The organism is Bradyrhizobium erythrophlei (assembly GCF_042430365.1).
Classification (GTDB): Bacteria; Pseudomonadota; Alphaproteobacteria; order Rhizobiales; family Xanthobacteraceae; genus Bradyrhizobium; species Bradyrhizobium erythrophlei.
Genome location: NZ_JBHMET010000229.1, coordinates 277730 through 298538, shown reverse-complemented (window position 1 = coordinate 298538; position 20809 = coordinate 277730). Strand labels below are relative to the sequence as shown.

Below are 20809 nucleotides of genomic sequence, written 5' to 3'. Positions count from 1 at the left end.
CCGGTCGGGGAGAGCATGCAGATGCTTGTCGAGGGCGACCGCATCGTCGAGCGAGTCGACGGCAAAGCCGTGCTCGGCGAGGCCCGGATTGTTCGGACGGAACAGCCGGCTGCCAGTGGCCACCACGAGGCGATCGTAGGACAGCGTCTTTCGCGTGCCTTTGCCCGTGGCGATCTGCACCATGCGCGATTTGGTGTCGATCGTCTCGGCGCTGCCTTGCACATAGACGACGTCGATGGCCTTGAGCACGTTCAGCAGAGGCGCCGTCAGGGTCTCGGGCTTCGGCTCATAAAGCCGCGGGCGAACGACGAGCGTGGGCTCGGGCGCAACCAGCGCGATCTCGAGCTCTTCGGGCGAAATCCCCTGGACGTCGCGCAGGCGAGCGGCGGAAAGTGCGGCATACATGCCGGCGAAACCGGCGCCTATGATGACGACTCGCACATCATTCTCCTCTGGTTGGTCTTCTCGGGCACACGCGCGTCGCCGCCGCCGCCGCGGCGGCAAGGCTGTTACGGTCGAAGACGACGCGAAGACGTGAAACGGCTGCTGCTTCTCAAGGAGTGGTGCAGCCGGGCGTTACCGAACCCGGCGTCCAGCCATGACGAAAGACAATCGATTGAGCGGACTTCGGGCCCCGGTCCTGGTATGGGAGCTGGGCGCGATTCGTGGTCATGATAGAAATCATGGAATGCGCCCTTGGTGCGGATTGCGGCGGAATTTCCACCTCCTCGCCCGCCGCCGAGGTGAAGCGGACAGCCAGCGATAGGCCGTACATGACGGCAGAGGCGACGACTCTCCGTCGCGATGCGACCGCATAGGGACCGACGAAGCTCTTCCAGATCATTGTTCGTCTCCGTCTAAAGGTTTGGACATTCCTAGCTGATCAGTTTTGCCGCTGCCCCAGAGCGATTGCTCTGTCTGCAGTGCGATTGCTGTTAACGTCTGCGCCTGCGCCAGTCGCTCGGGGGTTCGCCGGTGAGCTTCCTGAACGCCGCAGCGAAAGCGGTCTGCGACGAATACCCGAGCGCGGCTGCAATCGAGACGACCGAGTCATCGGTGTCACGCAGCATTTTCATTGCCTGCTCGTGCCGGTATTGGCGCAGCCAGGCATGAGGTGAAACCCCGGTGCTTTCCTTGAAGGCCCGGCAGAAGTGGAAGCGCGACAGGCCGGCATCCGCTGCGAGCGCCGCAAGGGAGACGTCTGCATCGCTGTCCGAGCGCAGGCGTTCGATCGCGCGGCGCAGCGTCGTCGGCGCCAGCCCGCCCGCGGCCGGCTGGATCGTGATTGGCGAGCCGGAGTGCGCAGCCAGGAGACGCGTGGCCAGGAGGTCTGTCAGTTGCTGCCTAAACAGCGTATCCAGGGCCTCATTACCCTCCAGGACATCCGCCGCGCTCAAGAGCAGTCGGGATGTCGTGGGGTCGAGATGTGCCGTTCGCTCGAGGAGATCGCCCGGTGCGACCTTGTCGGCTTCGCCTGAAATGCGCTCGAGCGTTGCCTGCGGAAGATAGAGTTGAATGACATTCATGGGCTGGTGAATGTCCCACCGGGAGGTCGAGCCGGCCGGAATGACCGTCACAACTCCGGGACGTGCCGTTCCAATCGCAACTGATTTCCCGGTGCGCCGCTCCAGCCGCTGAGAGCCGGCGGGGTAAGCCATGACGACGTGCTCAGCCATGGGCTCGACCACGTCGTGTAAAGCTCCATGCTCCCAATAGGCGATTGCGCCACTGGGCGGATCCGAGGCCATGCGAAGCGGTGTGGTCTTAAGGACGCGCGCCATCTCCACATCGGCAGGACGTCGGTCGACGATCGGCAAATCGCCTTGGCGCACCCTGGGCGCGACGAGCAGAGCCTCCAAAGGATCGCGCAACATCGGCTTACTCATGGACTTGTGCTCGCGTTAGGTAGGCCATGCGCTCACTCCACGCACGCCTATAGGCATTGCCCATGAGCGTGACCTGTGGTGTGAACCTGGGGAAGATCGGCCCAATGCATTTCTTTGTAGTTGAAGCCACGCGCGAGCGTGGGCTTCACCACCATGAAGTAAGGCGACATATCGAAGTCGCCGGGCACGTAAAGTGACGGGTGACGGATCTCGGCGATCTCGCGTCGCGCCGTCTGGCTTTCGACGCGAGTGATCTTGGGCAAAATCGGGTAACGCACGGCGTCGAATGCTTGCGCGATCAGCGAGGAACAGATGATGCGGCTGGCATCGCCGGAGCCGAGCGGGATCGCTCGGCGGTGCCCACGCTGCGTCACCGGCCATGGGAATAGATAACGCATCAGGTCGATTACGTTCTCGAAATCGTAGCCGAGACCAATGCGTTCGGAGGCGTAGTGGCAGACCTTTCCGCAGTCCGCCTTGCTTAGGTCCACCGGCCGGCAGATGCGGGTTTGACAATGCAGATATTTCGAAAGCGGCGCCGACACGACACCTTCGTCGATATTGGCTTCGATCAGGACGTGGGGCTCGCCGTCGCTTACGGCGCCCGCTATCGGCCCGACGTACAACGCCGCATGCGACCAGGTCGATTGAGTGAGATATTTGATGATGCCGGAAATGCGACCTTTGCCCTCGACGAGCAAAACATCACCGGGTTGAAGAGTGTCGCGTAAGGCGGTCAAATAGTTCGGAGTGAGCGGCTCACAGTGGTTGGCCTGCTTCTGCAACCGGGCAATCAAACGTCCAACATTATCGAACATCCAGCCCATGACGCGTTCCTTCTCTTTTTAGTGTTTTCCCCGCATTCTTTGGTCTAGGCTGATTTCCGCTCTCGAAGCTCCGCAGGCAACAGTTCCCAGATGCGAATGAGCTGACCAACGGACGTTGCCTGCATTTTCCTCGTCGCTTTGCAGCGGTGCAGTTTGACGGTGATCTCGCTGATGCCGAGATCGAACGCGATCTGCTTGTTGAGGCGGCCCCTTGCCACTTCGCGCAAGACGTCGCGTTCGCGCGGCGTCAACTTTGCGTAGCGGTCGACGTGTTGCTTGATGAGACGGGCCGCGGTTCTCTGTGAGATATCTTTCTCGATCGCAGCCGTGACCGCATCAAGAAGCGTCTGGGCTCTTACAGGCTTTGTAAGGAAGTCAACCGCCCCCGCCTTCATCGCCTGGACCGCCATTGCGATGTCGCCATGACCGGTCAGGAAAATGATTGGCCTCGTACTGCCTTTCGAGGCGAGATGCTGCTGGAGACTCAGCCCGCTTCCTCCTGGCAGGCGAACATCGAGGATGAGGCAGCCTGGCCGCTCTGGAAGATCTGCATGCAACAGTTCTTGCGTCGATCCAAAGCAACATGCGTCGATTCCCACCGACAGCAGGAGTTCGTGAAGCGCGCACCGGATCCCCTCGTCGTTGTCCACGATCAAGACAAGCGGGCGGTCCGTATTGTCGGCAGCTAGGCGCATAGGAATGCGCGTTAGGGGCGGTAAAGCAGATGAGCCGGCGAGTGCGGTTGTCCCAATCATGGCGTAACCTCCTTCTGATTGCTCCTGCTCCCGTGTCTTTCGCTTTTTCTGCCGAGGGTTCCGAGTCCCTCTTCCTGACGCAGTGCCATGCCCCAGTCTTTGTGGTAGATTTCAGTGCCGTCGGTGGTGGTGATCGTGGTCACAGGGCGGGCTCCCTTTTCTATGACCGGTCGGCTTTGCGCTGTTTCCGCAGAGAGGGGTACGCTCGCTAAGCGCGTCGTTCCCTGAAGCAGTGCTGAGAAATTCTGAGAAATGCCCTATTGGGTCGAGGGTGCGACGTGCCTGAGACTGAGCAGCACCTAACGCCGGTGTTCGCCTACCAGGACTGGGAGATTGATCTCGCGCGGCGGGAACTCCGACTGCGTGGCGCCCTGGTCCCTATAGGCAGTCGCGCCTTTGAAATCATTGGGGTTTTGGTTGAGGCCGCAGGTGACACACTCGACAAGTACGACCTGATGGGTCGTGTCTGGCCGGGAGCAGTCGTCGAGGAAAATACGCTGCAGTTCCACATATCCGCGATCCGGAAGGCCTTTGGGCCTGATCGTGGGATGCTGAAGACGTCATTCGGGCGGGGTTATCGTCTCCTCGGCAAGTGGAAGATCAAGGAAGAGAGAGCGCTGGCTCACACGGGTGCACCCGAACAGCCACACTCTGCCGGCCAGCTGTTTCTGAACGCCGCCCTCGAACCATTGGCGTTGCCCGACAAGCCGTCTATCGCGGTATTGCCGTCCCAGAACATGAGCGGCGACCCAGAACAGGAATATTTCGCCGACGGCATAGTAGAGGACATCATCACCGCGCTGACTCGCTTCAAGTCGCTGTTCGTCATCGCTCGCAATTCATCCTTCACTTACAAGGGCAAGCCGGTCGACATCAAACAGGTAGGCCGCCAACTCGGTGTGCGGTACGTTCTAGAAGGAAGCGTGCGAAAGGCTGCTAACCGAGTTCGAATTACCGGGCAACTTATCGACGCTGCGACCAGCAACCATCTTTGGGCTGACAAGTTCGACGGAACGATCGAAGACATATTCAGCTTGCAGGACCAGGTAACTGCGGCTGTCGTTGCGTTGATTGCTCCCGCTGTTGAGCGGGCAGAAATCGAGCGAGTTAAACGAAAACTCGCGGATCGACTGGACAGTTATGATCTCTATTTACGAGGACTGGCGCTCCAGCGCGCAGGCTCTTTCAAAGAGGCTCGCGCGCTGCATATGAAAGCTATGGAAAAGGATCCGAGAACGCCAGGGCCTATGCCAATCTGGCGTTGACGTACATCACGCAGCAGGCGACCAGCGGAATTGCTCTCTCTGCAGAGGAGAGCTCTGAGGCAATCAGGCTTGCTAACTCTGCAGCAAACCTCGCGGCCGACGACGCTCTTCCGTTAGCACAAGCGGGACACGTCCTCACTTATATTGGGCGCAACTATGATCGCGGATCGTCAATGACAGCAGAGGCGGTGGCTCTCAACGCCAATCATGCGTTTGTTTGGCTTTCGCGAGGCTGGGTCGCGCTAATGTGCGACGAGCCCGAAAGAGCCATAGAGAGCTTCGATCGGGTGCTAAGGGTAGATCCGCTCGATCCAAATCGAAGATATGCATGGATGGGAATTGCATTCGCGCTCTTTTGCCCGGGGCGCTATGTGGAAGGGTGTGAGTGGGCAGCGAAGGCGGTTCAGGTCCACGCTGAGGCGCATTCGCTGGGCCTTCTGATCATCAACACTATTGGCGCGGGTCGGATCGATGACGCGCGGGACGCAGCGGCGCAGCTTTTGAAGCTCCGCCCCGACTTTCGTGCATCTCACTCTGGTGAAGTATTCCGTGCGCGTTCAGCCGCAACACAGGATCGGATATTGAAGGCACTTCAAGCCTCCGGGCTACCGCCCTAAAAACGTCCGGTGACACGGCCGACTACTCTCGCCTCTGGCACTTTTCTAACATGCCGAGTAGTTTCGCGATCTCGTCGAACAGAGCGCGGCCGCTGCAATCTGGGACTAGGAGTTGCGCCGCTACAAATTGTGATACAATTCTCAATCCTTTACTCGAAAGCGTCAGCGCTGTTGTCCTTCAACGATCGGGGTCAGCGCAAGCGTCGGAGGGCAACCGTGCCCTCTTCTATTGAGCGCGCGCTTCGTCTAAAAGCGTGATGGCGGCTTGCTGCGGATCGGGCAAAGCACGCGCGCTTTGGGAAAGACGCCTGACCTGCACAGCGCCTAGAACGCGTGTCGAACGTTCAATCAAGGTGCCCCTCAACGGCGAGGACAGGCCCATGAGCAAGCAGATTTTGGACGTTCATTCGCAAGAGCATCAGCCACACACTTTCGAGGCGCCCCAGCCTAATTTGCCGATCACCGAGCGACGTCCTGCAGATGTGGTGGCGCGGGTGCTCAAGATCAAACCCGTTCGCATGGCGTCAGACTTTCTCGACAAGCTGCGCTTCGCTTGAGGATGGGAGTCCAGCAGTTGAATCCCTCCACTCAGTTCAGCGTGTTTGGAAATAGCAACTTCCAGGTCTTGTGGGAGGACGGCGAACGCGTCTTCTGCAGAGGAGAGCGTCGCGCCGACACTGATCTCCCCGGTGTGCTGGCATTGTTGCCAGCCGTTGAACATCCCGCACCTGCCATCCTCGATCGTCTCGTTCACGAATATGAATTGAAGGAGGATCTGGACCGGGCATGGGCGGTCCATCCGCTTCAGCTCGTTCGCGAAGGTGGACGGACCATGCTGGTCCTCGAAGATCCTGGTGGCCAGCCACTCGACCGGCATCTCGGCCGCCCAATGGAGTTAGGGCAGTTCTTGCGGCTTGCGATCAGCCTATCCGCCGCGCTTCGCGGGTTGCACGAACGAGGTATCATCCATAAGGACATCAAACCGGCCAATGTGCTCTACATTTCTGCTACTGAACAAGTGTGGCTGACGGGCTTCGGCATCGCCTCGCGCCTGCCGCGCGAGCGCCAGGCGCCGGCTCCGCCCGAGGTCATCGCCGGTACGCTCGCCTACATGGCGCCCGAGCAGACCGGACGAATGAACCGCTCGATCGATGCCCGCAGCGATCTCTATGCGCTCGGCGTCACATTCTACCAGATGCTCACCGGGGCCCTGCCATTTGCGGCGGCCGATCCCCTTGAGTGGGTTTACTGCCATATTGCCAAAAGGCCGACACCACCGAGCGAGCGGCTTGAGACTGTCCCGGCGCAGGTCTCTGAGATCGTTCTCAAGCTGCTCGCCAAGACCGCCGAGGAGCGGTACCAGACCGCCTCAGGCCTGGAGCGCGATCTTCGCCGATGTCTCGCCGAGTGGGAGCGACAGGGTCGCATCGATCGATTTACGCTTGGTGAACACGACATATCAGGCCGGCTGGTGATTCCCGAAAAGCTCTATGGAAGGGAGCATGAGGTCGAGATCTTGCTCTCAGCGTTCGATCGCGTCCTCAAAAGGGCTACGCCGGAGTTAGTGCTGGTCTCTGGCTATTCTGGCATCGGCAAATCTTCCGTCGTCAATGAATTGCATAAAGTGCTGGTACCGCCCCGCGGTCTTTTTTCATCCGGCAAGTTCGACCAGTACAAGCGTGACATCCCGTACTCGACCCTAGCTCAGGCCTTTCAGGGTCTGATCCGGCCGCTTCTGGGGAAGAGCGACGCCGAGTTGGCCGGTTGGCGAGCCGCCTTTCAGGAAGCGCTGGCGCCCAACGGGCAACTCATGATTGATCTCGTCCCCGAGTTGAAACATATCATCGGCGACCAGCCGCCCGTCCCTGAGCTTGGACCTCAGGATACGCAACGCAGGTTTCAGCGAGTTTTTTGCCGCTTCGTCGGCGTATTCGCCCAGCCGGAACACCCGCTGGCTCTATTCCTCGACGATCTGCAATGGCTGGACGCGGCAACGCTCGACCTGATCGAGTATGTGCTGACGCAGTCGGACTTGAAGTATCTGATGCTGATCGGCGCCTACCGCGACAACGAAGTGGACGCCGCGCATCCGCTAATGCGTAAGCTAGACGTGATCCGCCAAACCGGAGCACCGGTGCAGGAGGTCCAGCTCGCGCCGCTTGGCTATGAGCACCTCCGCGAGTTGACGACAGATGCCCTTCGCTGCACACCGCCGCGTGCGGCTCCACTGGCAGATCTGGTGCACGAAAAGACCGCCGGCAACCCATTTTTCGTGATTCAGTTTCTGCACACGCTCGCCGATGAGGGATTGCTGACCTTCGATGTCGGCGCGGCGCGTTGGTCCTGGGATCTCGACCGCCTTCATGCGAAGGGATACACGGACAATGTGGTGGACCTCATGGTCCGGAAGCTGGTTCGCCGTCCGGAAAAGACGCAGCAGGTTCTGCAACAGTTCGCCTGTCTCGGCGCTGTGGCCGACGCGACCACGCTGGCGATCGTCCTCGGGACCTCGCGAGACCAGGTTCACGTGGCTCTCTGGGACGCGCTCTGTCAGGAATTGGTCGAGCGCCGGGGAGACTCCTACCGGTTCATCCATGACCGGGTGCAGGAGGCCGCTTATTCGATGATCCCGGAAACCTCGCGTGCTGGGGTCCATCTCCGGATTGGGAGGCTGCTCACGGAGGGGACGCCGCCAGAACAGCGCGAAGAGGCGATCTTTGAGATCGTCAGCCAGCTCAACCTGGGCGCCGCCTTGATCCCCTTGCGGGAAGAACGCGAGCAAGTCGCGGAACTGAACCTTATTGCGGGCAAGCGCGCGAAGGCCTCGACTGCCTACGCTTCGGCACTCTCATATCTCAACGCGGGTGGCGAAATGCTGGCGGATGACCGCTGGCAGCGGCAATATCCGCTCACCTTCGCGCTTGGGCTTTATCGCGCCGAATGCGAGTTCCTCAGCGGCAATTTCGACGCGGCCGATATCCTCCTGCAGGACCTGCTGTTGCATGGCTCCACGAGGACCGACAAAGCGGCCGCCTACCGCTTGAAGATCGAATTGCACGTCTTGCGATCGGAGAGCCCTCAGGCAGTCGAGTGCGCGCTCGAGTGCCTCCGCCTGTTTGGCATCGACATGTGCGCGCATCCCTCACGCGAACAGTTCGAGGTCGCTTTTGCGGAAGTCTTACGTCAGCTAGAGGGACGTTCAATTGAGTCGCTGATCGATCTGCCGCGCGCCACTGATCCGGACGTCGAAACCGCGATGCAGGTTTTGTCGGTTCTTTATGCCCCAGCCTTCTTCACCGACGAAATGCTGGTAGATCTTCACCTTTGCCACATGATCAATATTACATTGAAGCACGGAATGACGGAGGCCTCACCTCACGCGTTCGCCTGGTTCGGTATCATACTTGGACACATTAGCGGCAGATATGCCGACGGCTATCGATTTGCCCGCTTGGCGTGCGACGCCGTCGAGCGGCACGGCTTCGTCGGGCACCGGGCCAAAACACTGTTTTCGCTCGAGCTTGTGAGCCTATGGACCTTACCGGTCTCGTCGGCCCTGGATCACATCCGCGCAGCATTCGCTGCAGCGGTGGAGAGCGGAGACGTTCCGATCGCATGCTTTGCCTGCAATCACACGGTAACCGACCGGCTTCTACGCGGCGATAGCCTTGATGAAATCTGGCCTGAAACGGAGCGCGGTCTTGCTTTCGCACGTCGCGCTAACTTCCGTGATGTCGTCGATATTCTGGTGACGCAACAGCGTTTCATCCAGAACATGCGCGGGCGGACCGCATCGTTTTCAACGTTCGACGGTGACGACTTCGACGAAATCCGCTTCGAGGAGCAGCTGACGTCCGAGCGGATGCCAACGATGATCTGTTGGTACTGGATCATGAAAGCACAGGCGCGCTTCATGTCCGGCGATTTCGATCTGTCTGCACGTTTCTTCGAGAAGGTGCGTCCCATGCTCTGGTCATCGCCGGGTCACGTCCAACTCGTCGATTATCACTATTTCTCGGCACTGACATTGGCCTCATTGGCCGACGCTGACGCAGGAGCCCATCGCGATGAAATCGAGGCGCATTGCGCGCAGCTTGGGCGTTGGGCTGAAAGTTGTCCGGGCACATTTTCTGACAAGTATGCCCTTGTGCGCGCCGAGATCGCGCGCCTCGATGCGCGCGACGTCGACGCCATGCGACTCTATCGACAGGCCATCGGCTCCGCCCGCGAGAGCGGACTTATCCAGAATGAGGCGATCGCCAATGAGCTTGCGGCTCGCTTCTATGCGGCACGTGACTTCGATGAAGAAGCGCATCTCTACTTGCGAAACGCCCGGCACTGCTACCGGCAGTGGGGAGCCGATGGCAAGGTGCGGCAGCTCGATGAGATGTACCCGTACCTCCGGAACGACGAACTGGCGTCCGCTCGGACGAGCACGATCCGGGCTCCGGTCGAACATCTTGACCTCGTGACCGTGATCAAGGTGTCGCAAGCCGTCTCGAGTGAAATTGTTCTCGAAAAGCTGATCGGCACACTCTTGCGCACTGCGCTCGAGCAGGCAGGGGCCGAGCGCGGTCTACTGATCCTTGAGCGTGCGGGTGAGCCACGGATCGCAGCGGAAGCCACAGCCAGCGGCGATACGGTAATCGTGCAACTGCGCGACGATGCGGTGGCCGAAATGCTGCTGCCGGAGTCAGTGCTCCATTACGTGCTGCGCACCCGCGAGAGTGTCATTATCGACGATGCTGCAATCCAATCAACGTTTGCCGCGGATCCTTACATCCGCGAGCGCCAAGCCCGGTCCATTCTCTGTCTGCCGCTGATCACCCAGGCCAAGCTGATCGGAGTGCTCTATCTCGAGAATAACCTGAGCCCCCACGTCTTCGCGCCGGCGCGAACCGCCGTACTAAAATTGGTAGCGTCCCAGGCAGCGATTGCGCTGGAGAATTCACGTCTCTACAGCGATCTGCAGGAACGGGAGGCAAAGATCCGGCGCCTGGTCGACGCCAACATTATCGGCATCCTTATTTTTGATCTCGAAGGTCAGATCATTGAGGCCAACGACGCGTTTCTCCGCATCGTGGGCTACGACCGCGAGGATCTCGCATTAGGGCGCATGCGCTGGACCGACCTGACGCCGCCGGAATGGCGCGACCGCAACGCACAGACGGTTGAAGAGGTGACAACGACCGGCACTGCGCAGCCATACGAGAAAGAGTATTTCCGCAAGGATGGCAACCGCGTGCCCGTACTGGTCGGCGCGGCGAGTTTCGAAAAAGGTGGTAACCAAGGCGTCGCTTTCGTGGTCGACCTGACTGAACGCAAGCAGGCAGAAGAGGCACTCCGTGAGTTGGCATCGGATTTCGCGCACATGAATCGCGTGAGCACGATGGGAGAATTGGCAGCATCGCTGTCTCACGAAATTCTGCACCCTATCGCGACCGCCCGCAACAACGCTCGTGCAGGGATGCGCTTTTTGGAAATGAAGCCGCCGAATCTGGATGAGGTCAGGGAAGCGCTCGGTTGCGTTGTCAGGGACGCGGACCGAGCTAAGGATATCGTCGGGCGGATGCGTGATCAGATCAAGAAAGTGCCGCCTCGAAAAGAGCGCTTTGGCCTCAATGAAGCGATTGAAGAGGTGATTGTGATGCTGCGAGGCGCAATCGCCAAGAATAGAATCGCAGTCAGTACCTACCTGATGGATGGGTTGGTTCCTATCCGGGGCGATCGTGTTCAATTACAACAAGTCCTCTTGAACTTGATCCTGAATGCGGTCGAAGCCATGATCTCTGTTGAGGATGGCGCGCGAGACTTGTCGATTAGAACCGAGAAAAGTGAGACGGGTGGCATCCTCTTCGCAGTGCAAGATTCAGGGCCCGGTATTGATCCAGGAAATCTCGAACGCGTTTTCGAACCCTTTTACACCACAAAGACGAGCGGAATCGGGATGGGTCTGTCAATCTGCCGATCGATCATCAACGCCCATGGGGGCCGATTGTGGGTAGCTCCCAACGAGCCTCGGGGGGCCGTATTTCAGTTCACCCTGCCGGCGCAAGAGGACTCATGAATTCTCTTCAATCGGCTTACCGGGCTGCAGAGCCGAACGCAGGCACCGTTCGAGATGGTCGTCGTCCACCGGCTTGCTGAGGTAGCAAACGACCCCGTCCTTTAGGGCCAGGTCCCTGACGACCTCATCGGGGTATGCGGTAACGAGGATGGTCGGGATCGCGTACCCTGCATCGACCAAATGCCTGTGCAGCTCGACTCCACTCATTCCGGGCATATGGACGTCGGTGACCAAGCAGGCGGTTTCAGGCAATCGGCGCGATGCCAGGAAATCGGCCGCTGACGGAAACGCTGCGACGGTGTAGCCCAGCAACGTTACGAGTGTTCGCATTGACTCACGAAAGGGCCCATCATCGTCAACAATAGATATCAGTGTACGGTTCAACATTGTCGCTTCCAGGCGCCTTCCTGGCTCCCACCATACTGGCGCCCAGTACCTCGCGCCTGCATGCAACGTTGTAATGTCAGGGAGACAGCCTAACAAAGCAATGCCGGCGTCCCTAAGCGATGGCTTAGGCCTCCGGCTATCCGATTAGGTAACAGAAACTGTTCATCTCGACGGATTGCGCGTAAGATTAGACTATTCTGGGGAAGGATAGGGCCCATTGAACGCAGGATACCGGGGATGGGTGACGCTAATCCCAGTGTCTTCGTCATCGATGACGATCCCGCGTTTCGCGACTCGGTCGCGCGGCTGTTGCGGACGGTCGGGCTGCATTCCCGGGAATTTTCGTCTGTTCCCGATTTTCTCAACGCCGATCCGCCAGAGGGACCGACTTGCTTGGTGCTCGACGTACGAATGCCGGGACGAAGCGGTCTTGAGCTTCAGCGTGACCTTGCCGCCGCGAACAGGCAAGTGCCAATCATCTTCATCACAGCGCACGCCGACGTGCCGATGACCGTGCAAGCGATGAAGGGCGGTGCTATAGAGTTCCTCACAAAGCCGTTCCGTGATCAGGACCTCCTTGACGCTGTCGAAGCCGGCCTCGCTCGCGATCGTGCCCGTCTGGAGAGTGATAGGGCATTGGCTGCGCTCAGGGAGCGCTTCGACACGCTGAGCTCCCGCGAGCGTGAGGTCATGTTTCATGTCGTGGCCGGTCGCCTGAACAAACAGATTGCCAACGATATCGGCATTGCCGAATCCACGGTGAAGGTGCATCGCACCAACCTGATGCGGAAGATGAAGGCGCGCTCGCTTCCCGAACTCAGCCGGATGGCGGACGTCCTCAATATGAGGCCACAGCAGCCGCAGAAGTCCTGAGCCGGCCTAAGACCATCCTCCTCGCGTGCGCTCAAGGGCATTGCGCGCAAATTCCATCTGCCGCGTTTGCTACTTTGTCCGCCCTTACCAGCTCATGCGCATAGCGGATGCAGAAGCACGACGTCTCGCGCTCGCGTCGTTGCTAAGCGATGGCTTAGCTTAGGCGACCACAAGCGAACCTCGCACCACCCAGCGCCCAATCGACTGCGGCGGGTCAAACGATCAGCATCCCCGGACGTGGCTACCGCTTCGTTTCCTCATTCGATCGAGCGGGGCACGAGAACTAAGCTCGGATGACCGAGCATACGCAAAGTTCGGGAGTGACTACTTTGGTCGCGACGATAAACGAGCAAAGCTGATGAGCAATCTAACCTTCGATGCGTTGGAGACTCGGCTAGTCGCGCCTGCCGCACGCCAGACCTGCTTGCCGGTCGCCGATCGGCGTCCTCTGTCTGACACGCGTCTGGATTCTTCGGTGTATGCCTACCAGGACTGGGAGATTGATCTCGCGCGGCGGGAACTCCGATTGCGCGGCGCCCCGGTCCCGATAGGCAGTCGCGCCTTTGAAATCATTGAGGTGTTGGTTGATGCCGCAGGTGACACGATCAACAAGTACGAACTGATGGATCGCATCTGGCCGGGAGCAGTTGTCGAGGAAAATACGCTGCAGTTCCACATATCAGCGATCCGGAAGGCCTTTGGGCCTGATCGTGGGATGCTGAAGACGGCATTCGGGCGGGGTTATCGTCTCCTCGGCAACTGGGCGGTCAGGGAAGAGAGCGCTCCGGCTCATACGGGTGCGTTTGAACAGCCACACGCTGCGGGCCAGCCGCTTTTGAACAATCTGCCCGCTGCGGTGTCCGAGCTGATCGGCCGTGCCGCTGCCGTCAAACAGCTGCAGGATCTTCTGTCCGCTTATCGGGTGGTCACGCTGACCGGGCTCGGAGGGGTTGGCAAAACCGCACTGGCGCTTGAAGCAGCGCGCGGCTTTTCCCTGACCTTTCAAGGTGATGCCGTGCTGGTCGAGCTCGCTTCGCTGTCGGATCCCAGCTTGGTGCCGTCGGCCGTCGCGACCTGCCTCGGCCAGCAATTGGGCGGCCATCAGATTACCCCGCGCTCTGTCGCGCAGGCGATCGGCCGAAAGAGACTGCTTCTGGTGCTGGATAACTGCGAGCATCTTATCGAAGCCGCAGCGCAGCTCGCGGAGACGCTCGTGCGCATGTGCCCGGGAGCATCCATCCTGGCTACGAGCCAAGAGCCTTTGCGTGTCGAAGGCGAGTACGTCTATCGCGTGCCGCCGCTTGACGTGCCACCACCCGACCGCGACTCGCGCGATGCGCTACAACACAGCGCCGTACTGCTTTTCATAGCCAAGATCCGGCATCATTCAAACATTTCGCCGCAAGAGGAAAACCTTTCAGCAATCGCGGCAATATGCCAGCACCTCGACGGCATACCGCTCGCCATTGAGTTTGCGGCAGCGCGTGCGGCCACGCTCGGCGTTCAGCATGTCGCCGCCCGTCTGAGCGATCGTTTCGCTCTGTTGGCCGGAGCTCGACGCACCGCGTTGCCCCGGCATCAAACGCTGCGCGCGACACTGGACTGGAGCTATGAGCTTTTGTCTGAGAGCGAGCAGCGTTTGTTGCGTCATTTGGCGGTCTTCCCTGGCGGTTTCACGGTCAAGGCAGCGGCCGCGATGGTCGGAGCCGGCGAAAGTGAAACGCTTGAAGAGCGCATCTCAAGTCTGGTTTGGAAGTCGCTCCTGACATTGGTTCGATCGACAGATGAACCTCGCTGGCGCCTCCTCGAGACGACACGCGCGTATGCACTCGAAAAGCTGGCCGAGCACGGTGAAGCGGAACAGGCTGCTCGTCGGCAAGCGGAGTTCCTTCGCGATTTGTTCGCGCCATCTGAGGACACACCGCTGGTAACTCTTGATGACCTCCCCCGCTACGTCCGAGAAATCGACAACGTTCGCGCAGCGCTCGATTGGGCATTCTCTCGCAGCGGGGATAAAGCTGTGGGCATTGCTCTTACGGCCGCTTACGCGCCTGTATGGTTACATCTGTCGTTGATCGCCGAATGCCGGGATCGTGCCGAGCGCGCCCGAGACAACTTTGGAGCAGCTTGCGACTTAAGCCCAAAGCTCAAGGCGCAGCTGCTGACAATACTTGGCCTTGTGCTGGTGTACGCGGGGGGACGGGGGGAAGAGATCGAATTGGCATTGACGGAGGCTCTCAAGATCGCGGAGAGCCTCGATGATCCGGAAGCGCAGCTACAGGCGCTCTATATGATTTGGATCCATAGGTTCATCAACGGCGAACTCCGCACCACCCAGAAGGTTGCCGAACGGGTCGCTCTCGTCGCGCCACGCACGGGTGACCCTGCTGACACGCAGGTTGCCGACCGGCTCCTGGGAAGTACGAATCATTACGCAGGCAATCATCGACAGGCCCAACACCATCTCGAGTCTGCGCTCAACCGTTACACCGCACCAAGCGGTCGACGGCGCGCAATGTGGCTTCATTACGATGGTCGCGTGTTACCCCAGGCCCGACTGGCACGCACTCTTTGGATGCGCGGGTTTGCACGCAGGGCCCTTCAGGTCGCTAAGGCGAGCCTAGAGCAAGCGCAAGTCATTGATCACAAGCCATCGATGTGTTTCGCCCTCGGGGAGGCCGTGTGCCCCCTTCACCTTATGGCCGGAGATATCGCGGGGGCCACTCAGTATATCACGATGCTTTCCCAACTTGCGTCACAGCACCGCTTCCCCTGGATACGATTCGCGCATTGCCTTCAGGGCGCGCTGTTGGTCAAGCGCGGTGATGCTGCGCAAGGTTCAACGCTGCTTCGCTCTGGGCTTGAAGAGTTCGGCAGCGCTGGTCAGACACTACATGGTTCCGCATCCGTCGTAGACTTCGCTGAGGCGCTGGCCTCCCTTGGGAATTTGGTGGAAGCCTCGACTGTCATCGACAGCGCGCTCGCCCGATCAAGGCATGAAGGCGTCCTCTGGCACGTGCCTGAGCTGTTACGAATGAAGGGAGAATTGGCTATCCAACAATTTGACGATCGATCATTCTTGGCTGCTGAGCGACTCTTGTCGGAAGCTATTGAGCTGGCGGGGGTACAAGCCGCCTTGTTTTGGCAGTTGCGGGCTGCCGTGAGCCTTGCTCGTTTGAAGGTGCGTCAACATCGGGAGATCGAAGCACGTACGCTATTGGCTCCGATATGCGGGGCGTTTGTCGATGAACTCGAGTTTTCGGATGTCCGAATTGCGAGGAAGCTTTTGAACAGCTTGCCCGCCGGCATCGCCGGATAGGTGCCATGGCGCAATCATCTGGAAGTTCCTTCAAGCCGACGAAGCTGCAAGCTTCGTCCCGAGCTTGTTTTCGACGGATGGATCAGAACGCAGTGTGGAGACGTTCCCCAGGACTGCAAGGGACCGGCTCATGCCAGCATGTATCTGTCAAGATCCCAACACGGCACCGAGGTATCAACGTAGACAAACGTGCCCTTGTCCTTCGCCTCCTGCGCCGCCGCGAGGAGCCCGCTCATCGCAGCGCTATAAAGGGAACTGGCGAGGGTGATGCGGCGTACGCCGACCGCCTCAAGCTCCGCGACGCAGAACGATTTGCCAGGAATGCCAACCATGAAGTTGAAGGGCTTGGTGATCGCGGCGCAGACTGCCTTCACCGAGTTGAGGTCCGGCAAGCCCGGCGCCATCAGCACGTCGGCGCCCGCCTTTTCGTATGCCTGCAAGCGCCGGATCGCGTCCTCGAGATTGGTATGGCCGTGAAGGAAGCCATCGGCGCGCGCGGTCAGCAAGAAGGGAAATCCAAGCCTGCGCGTGGCTTCGATCGCTGCCGCGACGCGCTCGGTCGCTTCGCCGATGTCGAACAGTGCGTCCTCTCTGGGTCCGTGGGTCGCATCTTCGATCGACGCGCCGACGATGCCTGCGGCTGCAGCCTGACGGTACGTTTCGGCCACCTCTCTCGGCGTGGCACCGAACCCGTTCTCGAGATCGGGCGAGACAGGAAGATCCGTGGCGCCGGCGATGGCACGGGCGTGCGCCAGCGCCTCCTCGCGGGTGATCGCGTGGTCCCGCCTGCCATAAACATTGGCCGATGCCCAACTCGATGTGCCGATGGCGGAAAAGCCTAAGCCCGTTAGAATGCGCGCCGATCCCGCGTCCCAGGCGTTGGCCATGATAAAGGCTCCCGGCCCTTGATGGAGCGCGCGGAAGGCATTGCCCTTGTCGAGCTGAGTGACCGCCATGGTGATCTCCTCTTTCTGGTAGCCTACGCGGTTTCAAAATCCTTCAGACAGGTTGCACTTTCGATCCAATGGTAACGAGGTAGGGGTGATATCCATTTCAACGTCCTCAACCTAAACCCGACGCTGTTTCGGCGGAAGCTGTCAGTCGCTGCGCGATGTCGTGGGACGGCATCAGCGTCGAGATCATCCAGTCCATTACGCCACGACAAGGTCGAGTTTCGCTTCCGTGGGTCCTGGCCATCGCGATCGGCCTGATGAATGCCTATAACTAGCAATCAGCTTTCGAACACGCCGCGGGCTGCACTCGAGAAGTAGGATTGAACGGCGCCCGGAGCCGCGAAACGCTCTCGCCGACAGCGAGCTGAGGTTGCGCAGCGCTCGCCGCGAAGCACACCAACCCGGGAGATAGTCATGAAGATATTCGTTGCAGGCGCCACGGGCGCCATCGGCTTGCCGCTGGTGCGCGCGTTGTGCACGCTCGGCCATCAGGTGACCGGCATGACGCGCGCTGGACGGGGCGTCGATCGTCTACGCGAACTCGGCGCCGAGGAGCCCCGTGCCGCCGATGCCTTCGATCCGAAGGCGGTGCGGACTGCGATCGAGGCGGCCTCGCCGGATGTGGTGATCGACCAGCTCAGCTCGCTTCCCGCCAATCCCGCCGACATCCTTAAGTCCATACCCAACGATACCCGCCTCCATCGCGAGGGAGGTGGCAACCTGCTGGCCGCAGCTCAGGAGCTGGGCGTCGGCCGCTATATCCTGCAGTCGAAAGGCTTCTACCTTGATGCGCCTGCCGGACAGCTTGCCCACGAGAGCGCCAAGCTCCGGTACGACGCACCTGGTGTGATCGGCGAGAGCACGCGTACCATCGGCGCCTATGAAGATCGCGTCCTTGCCTCGCCGCCGCTGGATGGGGTCGTCCTGCGCTACGGCTTCTTCTACGGTCCTGGCACCTGGTACCGGCCGGGCGGCGCGGTTGCGGATCAACTCCGCAAGGGCGAGGCTTCGATTATCGGCGAAGGGAATGCCAACTGGTCGTTCGTTCACATCGATGACGCGATCGCCGCGACCGTTGCCTCGCTGACGGCAGAGCCGGGGGTCTACAATATCGTCGACGACGATCCTCTGTCCGTCGCCGAATGGTTGCCGGCCTTCGCCCGCTGGGTCGATGCTCCAGAGCCACCGCGCGTCAGCGTGGAGGACGCTCTGAAGGCCGCCGGCGCGGAAGCCGTCTACTTCCACACACGTCTGACGGGAGCCGCAAACAGCCGGGCCAAGGCGCAACTTGGGTTCACGCCGCGGCCGCTCTTATGGAAGCCTCATCTACGGCGTGGACTCAAAGGCGCGTAGCCAGATGCGAATGGCTGCCAGTTTGACGAAGACGAGGTAGTTGGCTGCGAGTTTGTCGTAGCGGGTGGCGATACGCCGGCATTGCTTGATATTGTTGAAAAACCGTTCGATCAAGTTGCTCGCGCGATACAGATATGGGCTGAAGCAGCCAACCAGCAACATCCGGACGAGCAGCTCGGGATCAATCGAAGGCCGGCCAGTAGAGCTGTAAAATGGCGCCAAGTGGCTTCGAACGTCTGACAAATTACGGCATTCGTTCCGAACGGCGGTTGTGCGAGGAGGTTCACCTGAACCTCGCTTACCGCTAGTTCTGTCGGCTCGGCCTCGACGGCGAGGTGCCGGACCACTCGACCTTCTCCAAGAACAGGCATGGCCGCTTCCGCGATTGCGATCTGCTACGAAAGGTGTTCGAGACCGTGGTCCGAGCTGTATGGCAGAAGGGTTGGTCGAGGGAGCCGCTTTTGCGGTCGATGCCAGCCTGATTGCCGCCGATGCCAACAAGCAGCGTTCTGCTGCTGGGTTTGACGATGTTGACTGGGAGGCCATCGCCAGGACACGCCGATCCGTCCGCGAATATTTGGGGCGCGGCGAGCGAGACGGTACCGAAGTTTATCTCCAAGTCGGATCCGGCCGCACAATGGACCGGCGCTCACAAAGGGCATGCCTTCTTTGCCTACGCCGACAACTACCTGATCGACCTGAAGGCCGCGATCATCATCGATGTCGAGGCGACGCGAGCTATCCGGCAGGCCGAGGTCGGTGCGGCACGCAGAATGATTGAGCGCGCCGAAGGGCGCCTCGAGCTCTGTCCCGAGCGCCTGGCCGCCGACAGTGCATACGGTTCAGCCGAGATGCTGGGGTGGCTCGTTAATGAGCATGCGATCGAGCCGCACATTCCAGTGTTCGATAAGTGAGCCCGCGCCGATGGGACGTTCTCCCGCGAAGACTTCGCCTACGATCAGGAACGCGATCTCTACGTGTTGTCCAGCCGGCAAGGTGATGAGCTCTACCGGAACTCTGGTGAATGACGGGGCAACACTGCTCTACCGCGCCAGCAAGCATGACTGCGATGCTTGCGAACTGAAGCCGCGGTGCTGCTCGAAAATGCTTGCCCGCAAGGTCCCGCGTTCAATCCACGAAAAGGCCCGAGACGTTGCGCGCAATATCGCGAAGAGCGACGCCTATGTCAGGTCGCGCCGTGAACGGAAGAAGATCGAAATGCTGTTCGCGCAACTGAAGCGCGTCCTGCGCCTCGACCGGCCAGGCTGAGAGGTCCATTGGCGCTCGGGACGAGTTTCCTCCTGGCTGCCACCGCCCAGAGGCTCGACTTGATCGCATTGACGAGCGCGAGGGAGCTACCAACAACCGAGACGCAGATCTCGTTTGTCGGCATGGCAAGTGAGCCTGCCTTCATGCCCTTCGTGGGTTAGCGGCCTGAAGAGATAGGCCACAAAGGGCGCACTCGGTCGGCGGGCCTTGGGGGCTATCGAACGGTCTTCGTCAGTACTCGCCACCATTCTTATCAAGCAGTTCAAAGCGCTCAGAAGAGCTCCTTTCCCCTAAGCTCCCCTGCCATCCTGTTTACCAATCACGCAGCGCCATGCCGCCAGGCGCTCAGCCGGATGCTGGTTCATCCACTCGGCGATCTGCGGAGCGCCCATCAGGCAGGACTGCATCGAGACGTCAGCGAAGTCCGAGGTGGTGACGGTCTGCTCGTGGCAATTTGCTGGAGAGGAGAGACTGCAGAGCACGGCGATGATCTTGATCACGACAGGCGACCCCCGTCGCTGCGACGGGCATTGGCGCCGCTGACCGTATGACTTGTCGGTGCCTTGTCCTGCTGCTCGCTAACCGGATCAGCCGGCGGGAAGATGCTGTAATATATCGCACGGGCTTCTCGAACTAAGCGAGCTCGCTCGTGCTCAGACTTTGAGACAAATCGAATAACTTCGCCCATGTTAGCTCCAAGCGTTTCTGGTCCACCGTGAGATGATGGAAATCATTCCATTCTGACGTAGTATCTCCACTCAAACTTTGAAGCTGTGCAAGCGGTAACGAGGGAATAAAAAGCGCGTGACTGGGTGTGCGCAGGGATCCTGAAGTCACTGACATTTCTTCTGCAGGATGGATGGGCTGCGAAGCAGCCCATCAGCTCATGTAAGCTACTCGCGTTCAGCTCGCAGCCGATCGAGCGAACGCTTTGGCTGCATCAGCATGCGAAGCTTTCTCAGCTCGCCGCTCGTAGTCGTCGGCAAGGGCTTTGATTTGACTCGCTATTGCACTGTCGGTCATGGTTCGGGCAGTGCGAAGCAAAGTCTGTGCTGTTTCCAGATATTCCTTGCCCCGTTGTGAGATCCGGAACGTCATAGGGCCCTCGCGCGGTTCCCGGGCAACTGATCGAAGGCGATCTGGAGCCAAGGCAGCCAGGTGCGATCGCTTTCCTGGCGAGCTCTGAAGCGTTCGACACACTTCTTTGAACAAAGGGGAGTCCGCCACGAGTGGTACCG

Annotated in this window: 17 protein-coding genes and 4 pseudogenes; 8 read left to right on the top strand and 13 right to left on the bottom strand. The window is 59.9% G+C overall.

Annotation, left to right across the window (positions count from 1 at the left end; translation table 11 throughout):
• The 6 genes and pseudogenes from ACFFWD_RS33885 to ACFFWD_RS33860 form a co-directional block, all read right to left on the bottom strand.
• Positions 1-441 (bottom strand): FAD-dependent oxidoreductase (locus ACFFWD_RS33885; RefSeq protein ID WP_376972928.1); only part of this gene is annotated, 441 nt, incomplete at its 3' end.
• Between the two features lie 112 nt (positions 442-553).
• A complete protein-coding gene (locus ACFFWD_RS33880) occupies positions 554-844 on the bottom strand; it encodes a hypothetical protein (protein ID WP_376972926.1) in 291 nt (96 codons plus the stop codon).
• A gap of 91 nt (positions 845-935) precedes the next feature.
• Positions 936-1886, bottom strand: a complete 951-nt coding sequence (locus tag ACFFWD_RS33875) for a helix-turn-helix domain-containing protein (protein WP_376972924.1) — start codon at positions 1884-1886, stop codon at positions 936-938.
• Positions 1887-1981: 95 nt separating this feature from the next.
• A pseudogene (locus ACFFWD_RS33870) lies at positions 1982-2713 on the bottom strand (YiiX/YebB-like N1pC/P60 family cysteine hydrolase); the annotation flags it as partial.
• 44 nt (positions 2714-2757) lie between these two features.
• Positions 2758-3408: a response regulator transcription factor gene (locus tag ACFFWD_RS33865; protein WP_376973078.1), complete on the bottom strand. Its 651-nt coding sequence runs from the start codon at positions 3406-3408 to the stop codon at positions 2758-2760.
• A 56-nt stretch (positions 3409-3464) separates the two neighbouring features.
• On the bottom strand, positions 3465-3611 hold the full coding sequence (locus ACFFWD_RS33860) for a hypothetical protein (protein WP_376972922.1): 147 nt from the start codon (positions 3609-3611) through the stop codon (positions 3465-3467).
• Between the two features lie 135 nt (positions 3612-3746).
• Here ACFFWD_RS33860 and ACFFWD_RS33855 point away from each other — a divergent pair, with 135 nt between their 5' ends.
• The 4 genes from ACFFWD_RS33855 (at position 3747) to ACFFWD_RS33840 (ending at position 11417) form a co-directional block, all read left to right on the top strand.
• The gene (locus ACFFWD_RS33855; RefSeq protein ID WP_376972920.1) at positions 3747-4733 is read left to right on the top strand and encodes a winged helix-turn-helix domain-containing protein; all 987 of its coding nucleotides are present in this window, start codon (positions 3747-3749) and stop codon (positions 4731-4733) included.
• Positions 4730-5350: a tetratricopeptide repeat protein gene (locus ACFFWD_RS33850; protein ID WP_376972918.1), complete on the top strand. Its 621-nt coding sequence runs from the start codon at positions 4730-4732 to the stop codon at positions 5348-5350. Before ACFFWD_RS33855 ends, ACFFWD_RS33850 begins: the two co-directional genes overlap by 4 nt.
• Positions 5351-5730: 380 nt before the next feature.
• On the top strand, positions 5731-5907 hold the full coding sequence (locus ACFFWD_RS33845) for a hypothetical protein (protein ID WP_376972916.1): 177 nt from the start codon (positions 5731-5733) through the stop codon (positions 5905-5907).
• Between the two features lie 2 nt (positions 5908-5909).
• Positions 5910-11417 carry a trifunctional serine/threonine-protein kinase/ATP-binding protein/sensor histidine kinase gene (locus ACFFWD_RS33840; RefSeq protein ID WP_446680534.1) on the top strand — a complete coding sequence of 1836 codons (5508 nt, stop codon included), beginning with the start codon at positions 5910-5912 and terminating at the stop codon, positions 11415-11417.
• Here ACFFWD_RS33840 and ACFFWD_RS33835 read toward each other — a convergent pair.
• Complete coding sequence (locus ACFFWD_RS33835; protein WP_376972912.1) at positions 11412-11804, bottom strand: response regulator transcription factor; 393 nt, start codon at positions 11802-11804, stop codon at positions 11412-11414. The genes ACFFWD_RS33840 and ACFFWD_RS33835 overlap by 6 nt on opposite strands.
• Before the next feature lie 237 nt (positions 11805-12041).
• Here ACFFWD_RS33835 and ACFFWD_RS33830 point away from each other — a divergent pair, with 237 nt between their 5' ends.
• Entirely contained in the window at positions 12042-12677 is a 636-nt protein-coding gene (locus ACFFWD_RS33830; RefSeq protein WP_376972910.1) for a response regulator transcription factor, read from the top strand.
• 358 nt (positions 12678-13035) lie between these two features.
• A complete protein-coding gene (locus ACFFWD_RS33825) occupies positions 13036-15996 on the top strand; it encodes an ATP-binding protein (protein ID WP_376972908.1) in 2961 nt (986 codons plus the stop codon).
• Positions 15997-16124: 128 nt separating this feature from the next.
• Here the strand turns inward: ACFFWD_RS33825 and ACFFWD_RS33820 are convergent, their stop codons facing one another.
• Positions 16125-16952 (bottom strand): isocitrate lyase/PEP mutase family protein, encoded by an 828-nt coding sequence (locus ACFFWD_RS33820; protein WP_376972906.1) that lies wholly within the window; start codon positions 16950-16952, stop codon positions 16125-16127.
• Positions 16953-17363: 411 nt separating this feature from the next.
• On the opposite strand from ACFFWD_RS33820, the gene ACFFWD_RS33815 reads away from it, so the two are divergent.
• Complete coding sequence (locus ACFFWD_RS33815) at positions 17364-18302, top strand: NAD-dependent epimerase/dehydratase family protein (RefSeq protein WP_376972904.1); 939 nt, start codon at positions 17364-17366, stop codon at positions 18300-18302.
• Here the strand turns inward: ACFFWD_RS33815 and ACFFWD_RS33810 are convergent.
• Positions 18276-18446: pseudogene (locus ACFFWD_RS33810) on the bottom strand (IS5/IS1182 family transposase); the annotation flags it as partial. The gene ACFFWD_RS33815 and the pseudogene ACFFWD_RS33810 overlap by 27 nt on opposite strands.
• A pseudogene (locus ACFFWD_RS45325) lies at positions 18444-18548 on the bottom strand (transposase); the annotation flags it as partial. The pseudogenes ACFFWD_RS33810 and ACFFWD_RS45325, both read right to left, overlap by 3 nt.
• On the opposite strand from ACFFWD_RS45325, the pseudogene ACFFWD_RS33805 reads away from it, so the two are divergent.
• A pseudogene (locus tag ACFFWD_RS33805) lies at positions 18548-19732 on the top strand (transposase); the annotation flags it as partial. The pseudogenes ACFFWD_RS45325 and ACFFWD_RS33805 overlap by 1 nt on opposite strands.
• Positions 19733-19861: 129 nt before the next feature.
• Here the strand turns inward: ACFFWD_RS33805 and ACFFWD_RS33800 are convergent.
• From ACFFWD_RS33800 to ACFFWD_RS33790, 3 genes are all read right to left on the bottom strand, one after another.
• Positions 19862-20071 (bottom strand): hypothetical protein, encoded by a 210-nt coding sequence (locus tag ACFFWD_RS33800; RefSeq protein WP_376972902.1) that lies wholly within the window; start codon positions 20069-20071, stop codon positions 19862-19864.
• Entirely contained in the window at positions 20068-20259 is a 192-nt protein-coding gene (locus ACFFWD_RS33795; RefSeq protein WP_376972900.1) for a hypothetical protein, read from the bottom strand. Before ACFFWD_RS33795 ends, ACFFWD_RS33800 begins: the two co-directional genes overlap by 4 nt.
• A gap of 215 nt (positions 20260-20474) precedes the next feature.
• Positions 20475-20669 carry a hypothetical protein gene (locus ACFFWD_RS33790; RefSeq protein WP_376972898.1) on the bottom strand — a complete coding sequence of 65 codons (195 nt, stop codon included), beginning with the start codon at positions 20667-20669 and terminating at the stop codon, positions 20475-20477.
• Positions 20670-20809: the final 140 nt, after the last annotated feature.

Bases quoted from the DNA above. Each gene is read 5' to 3' on its own strand.
- ACFFWD_RS33880 (WP_376972926.1), bottom strand. From the start codon at position 844: ATGATCTGGAAGAGCTTCGTCGGTCCCTATGCGGTCGCATCGCGACGG.
- ACFFWD_RS33875 (WP_376972924.1), bottom strand. From the start codon at position 1,886: ATGAGTAAGCCGATGTTGCGCGATCCTTTGGAGGCTCTGCTCGTCGCG.
- ACFFWD_RS33865 (WP_376973078.1), bottom strand. From the start codon at position 3,408: ATGCGCCTAGCTGCCGACAATACGGACCGCCCGCTTGTCTTGATCGTG.
- ACFFWD_RS33845 (WP_376972916.1), top strand. From the start codon at position 5,731: ATGAGCAAGCAGATTTTGGACGTTCATTCGCAAGAGCATCAGCCACAC.
- ACFFWD_RS33840 (WP_446680534.1), top strand. From the start codon at position 5,910: ATGGGAGTCCAGCAGTTGAATCCCTCCACTCAGTTCAGCGTGTTTGGA.
- ACFFWD_RS33835 (WP_376972912.1), bottom strand. From the start codon at position 11,804: ATGTTGAACCGTACACTGATATCTATTGTTGACGATGATGGGCCCTTT.
- ACFFWD_RS33830 (WP_376972910.1), top strand. From the start codon at position 12,042: ATGGGTGACGCTAATCCCAGTGTCTTCGTCATCGATGACGATCCCGCG.
- ACFFWD_RS33825 (WP_376972908.1), top strand. From the start codon at position 13,036: ATGAGCAATCTAACCTTCGATGCGTTGGAGACTCGGCTAGTCGCGCCT.
- ACFFWD_RS33820 (WP_376972906.1), bottom strand. From the start codon at position 16,952: ATGGCGGTCACTCAGCTCGACAAGGGCAATGCCTTCCGCGCGCTCCAT.
- ACFFWD_RS33815 (WP_376972904.1), top strand. From the start codon at position 17,364: ATGAAGATATTCGTTGCAGGCGCCACGGGCGCCATCGGCTTGCCGCTG.
- ACFFWD_RS33795 (WP_376972900.1), bottom strand. From the start codon at position 20,259: ATGGGCGAAGTTATTCGATTTGTCTCAAAGTCTGAGCACGAGCGAGCT.
- ACFFWD_RS33790 (WP_376972898.1), bottom strand. From the start codon at position 20,669: ATGACGTTCCGGATCTCACAACGGGGCAAGGAATATCTGGAAACAGCA.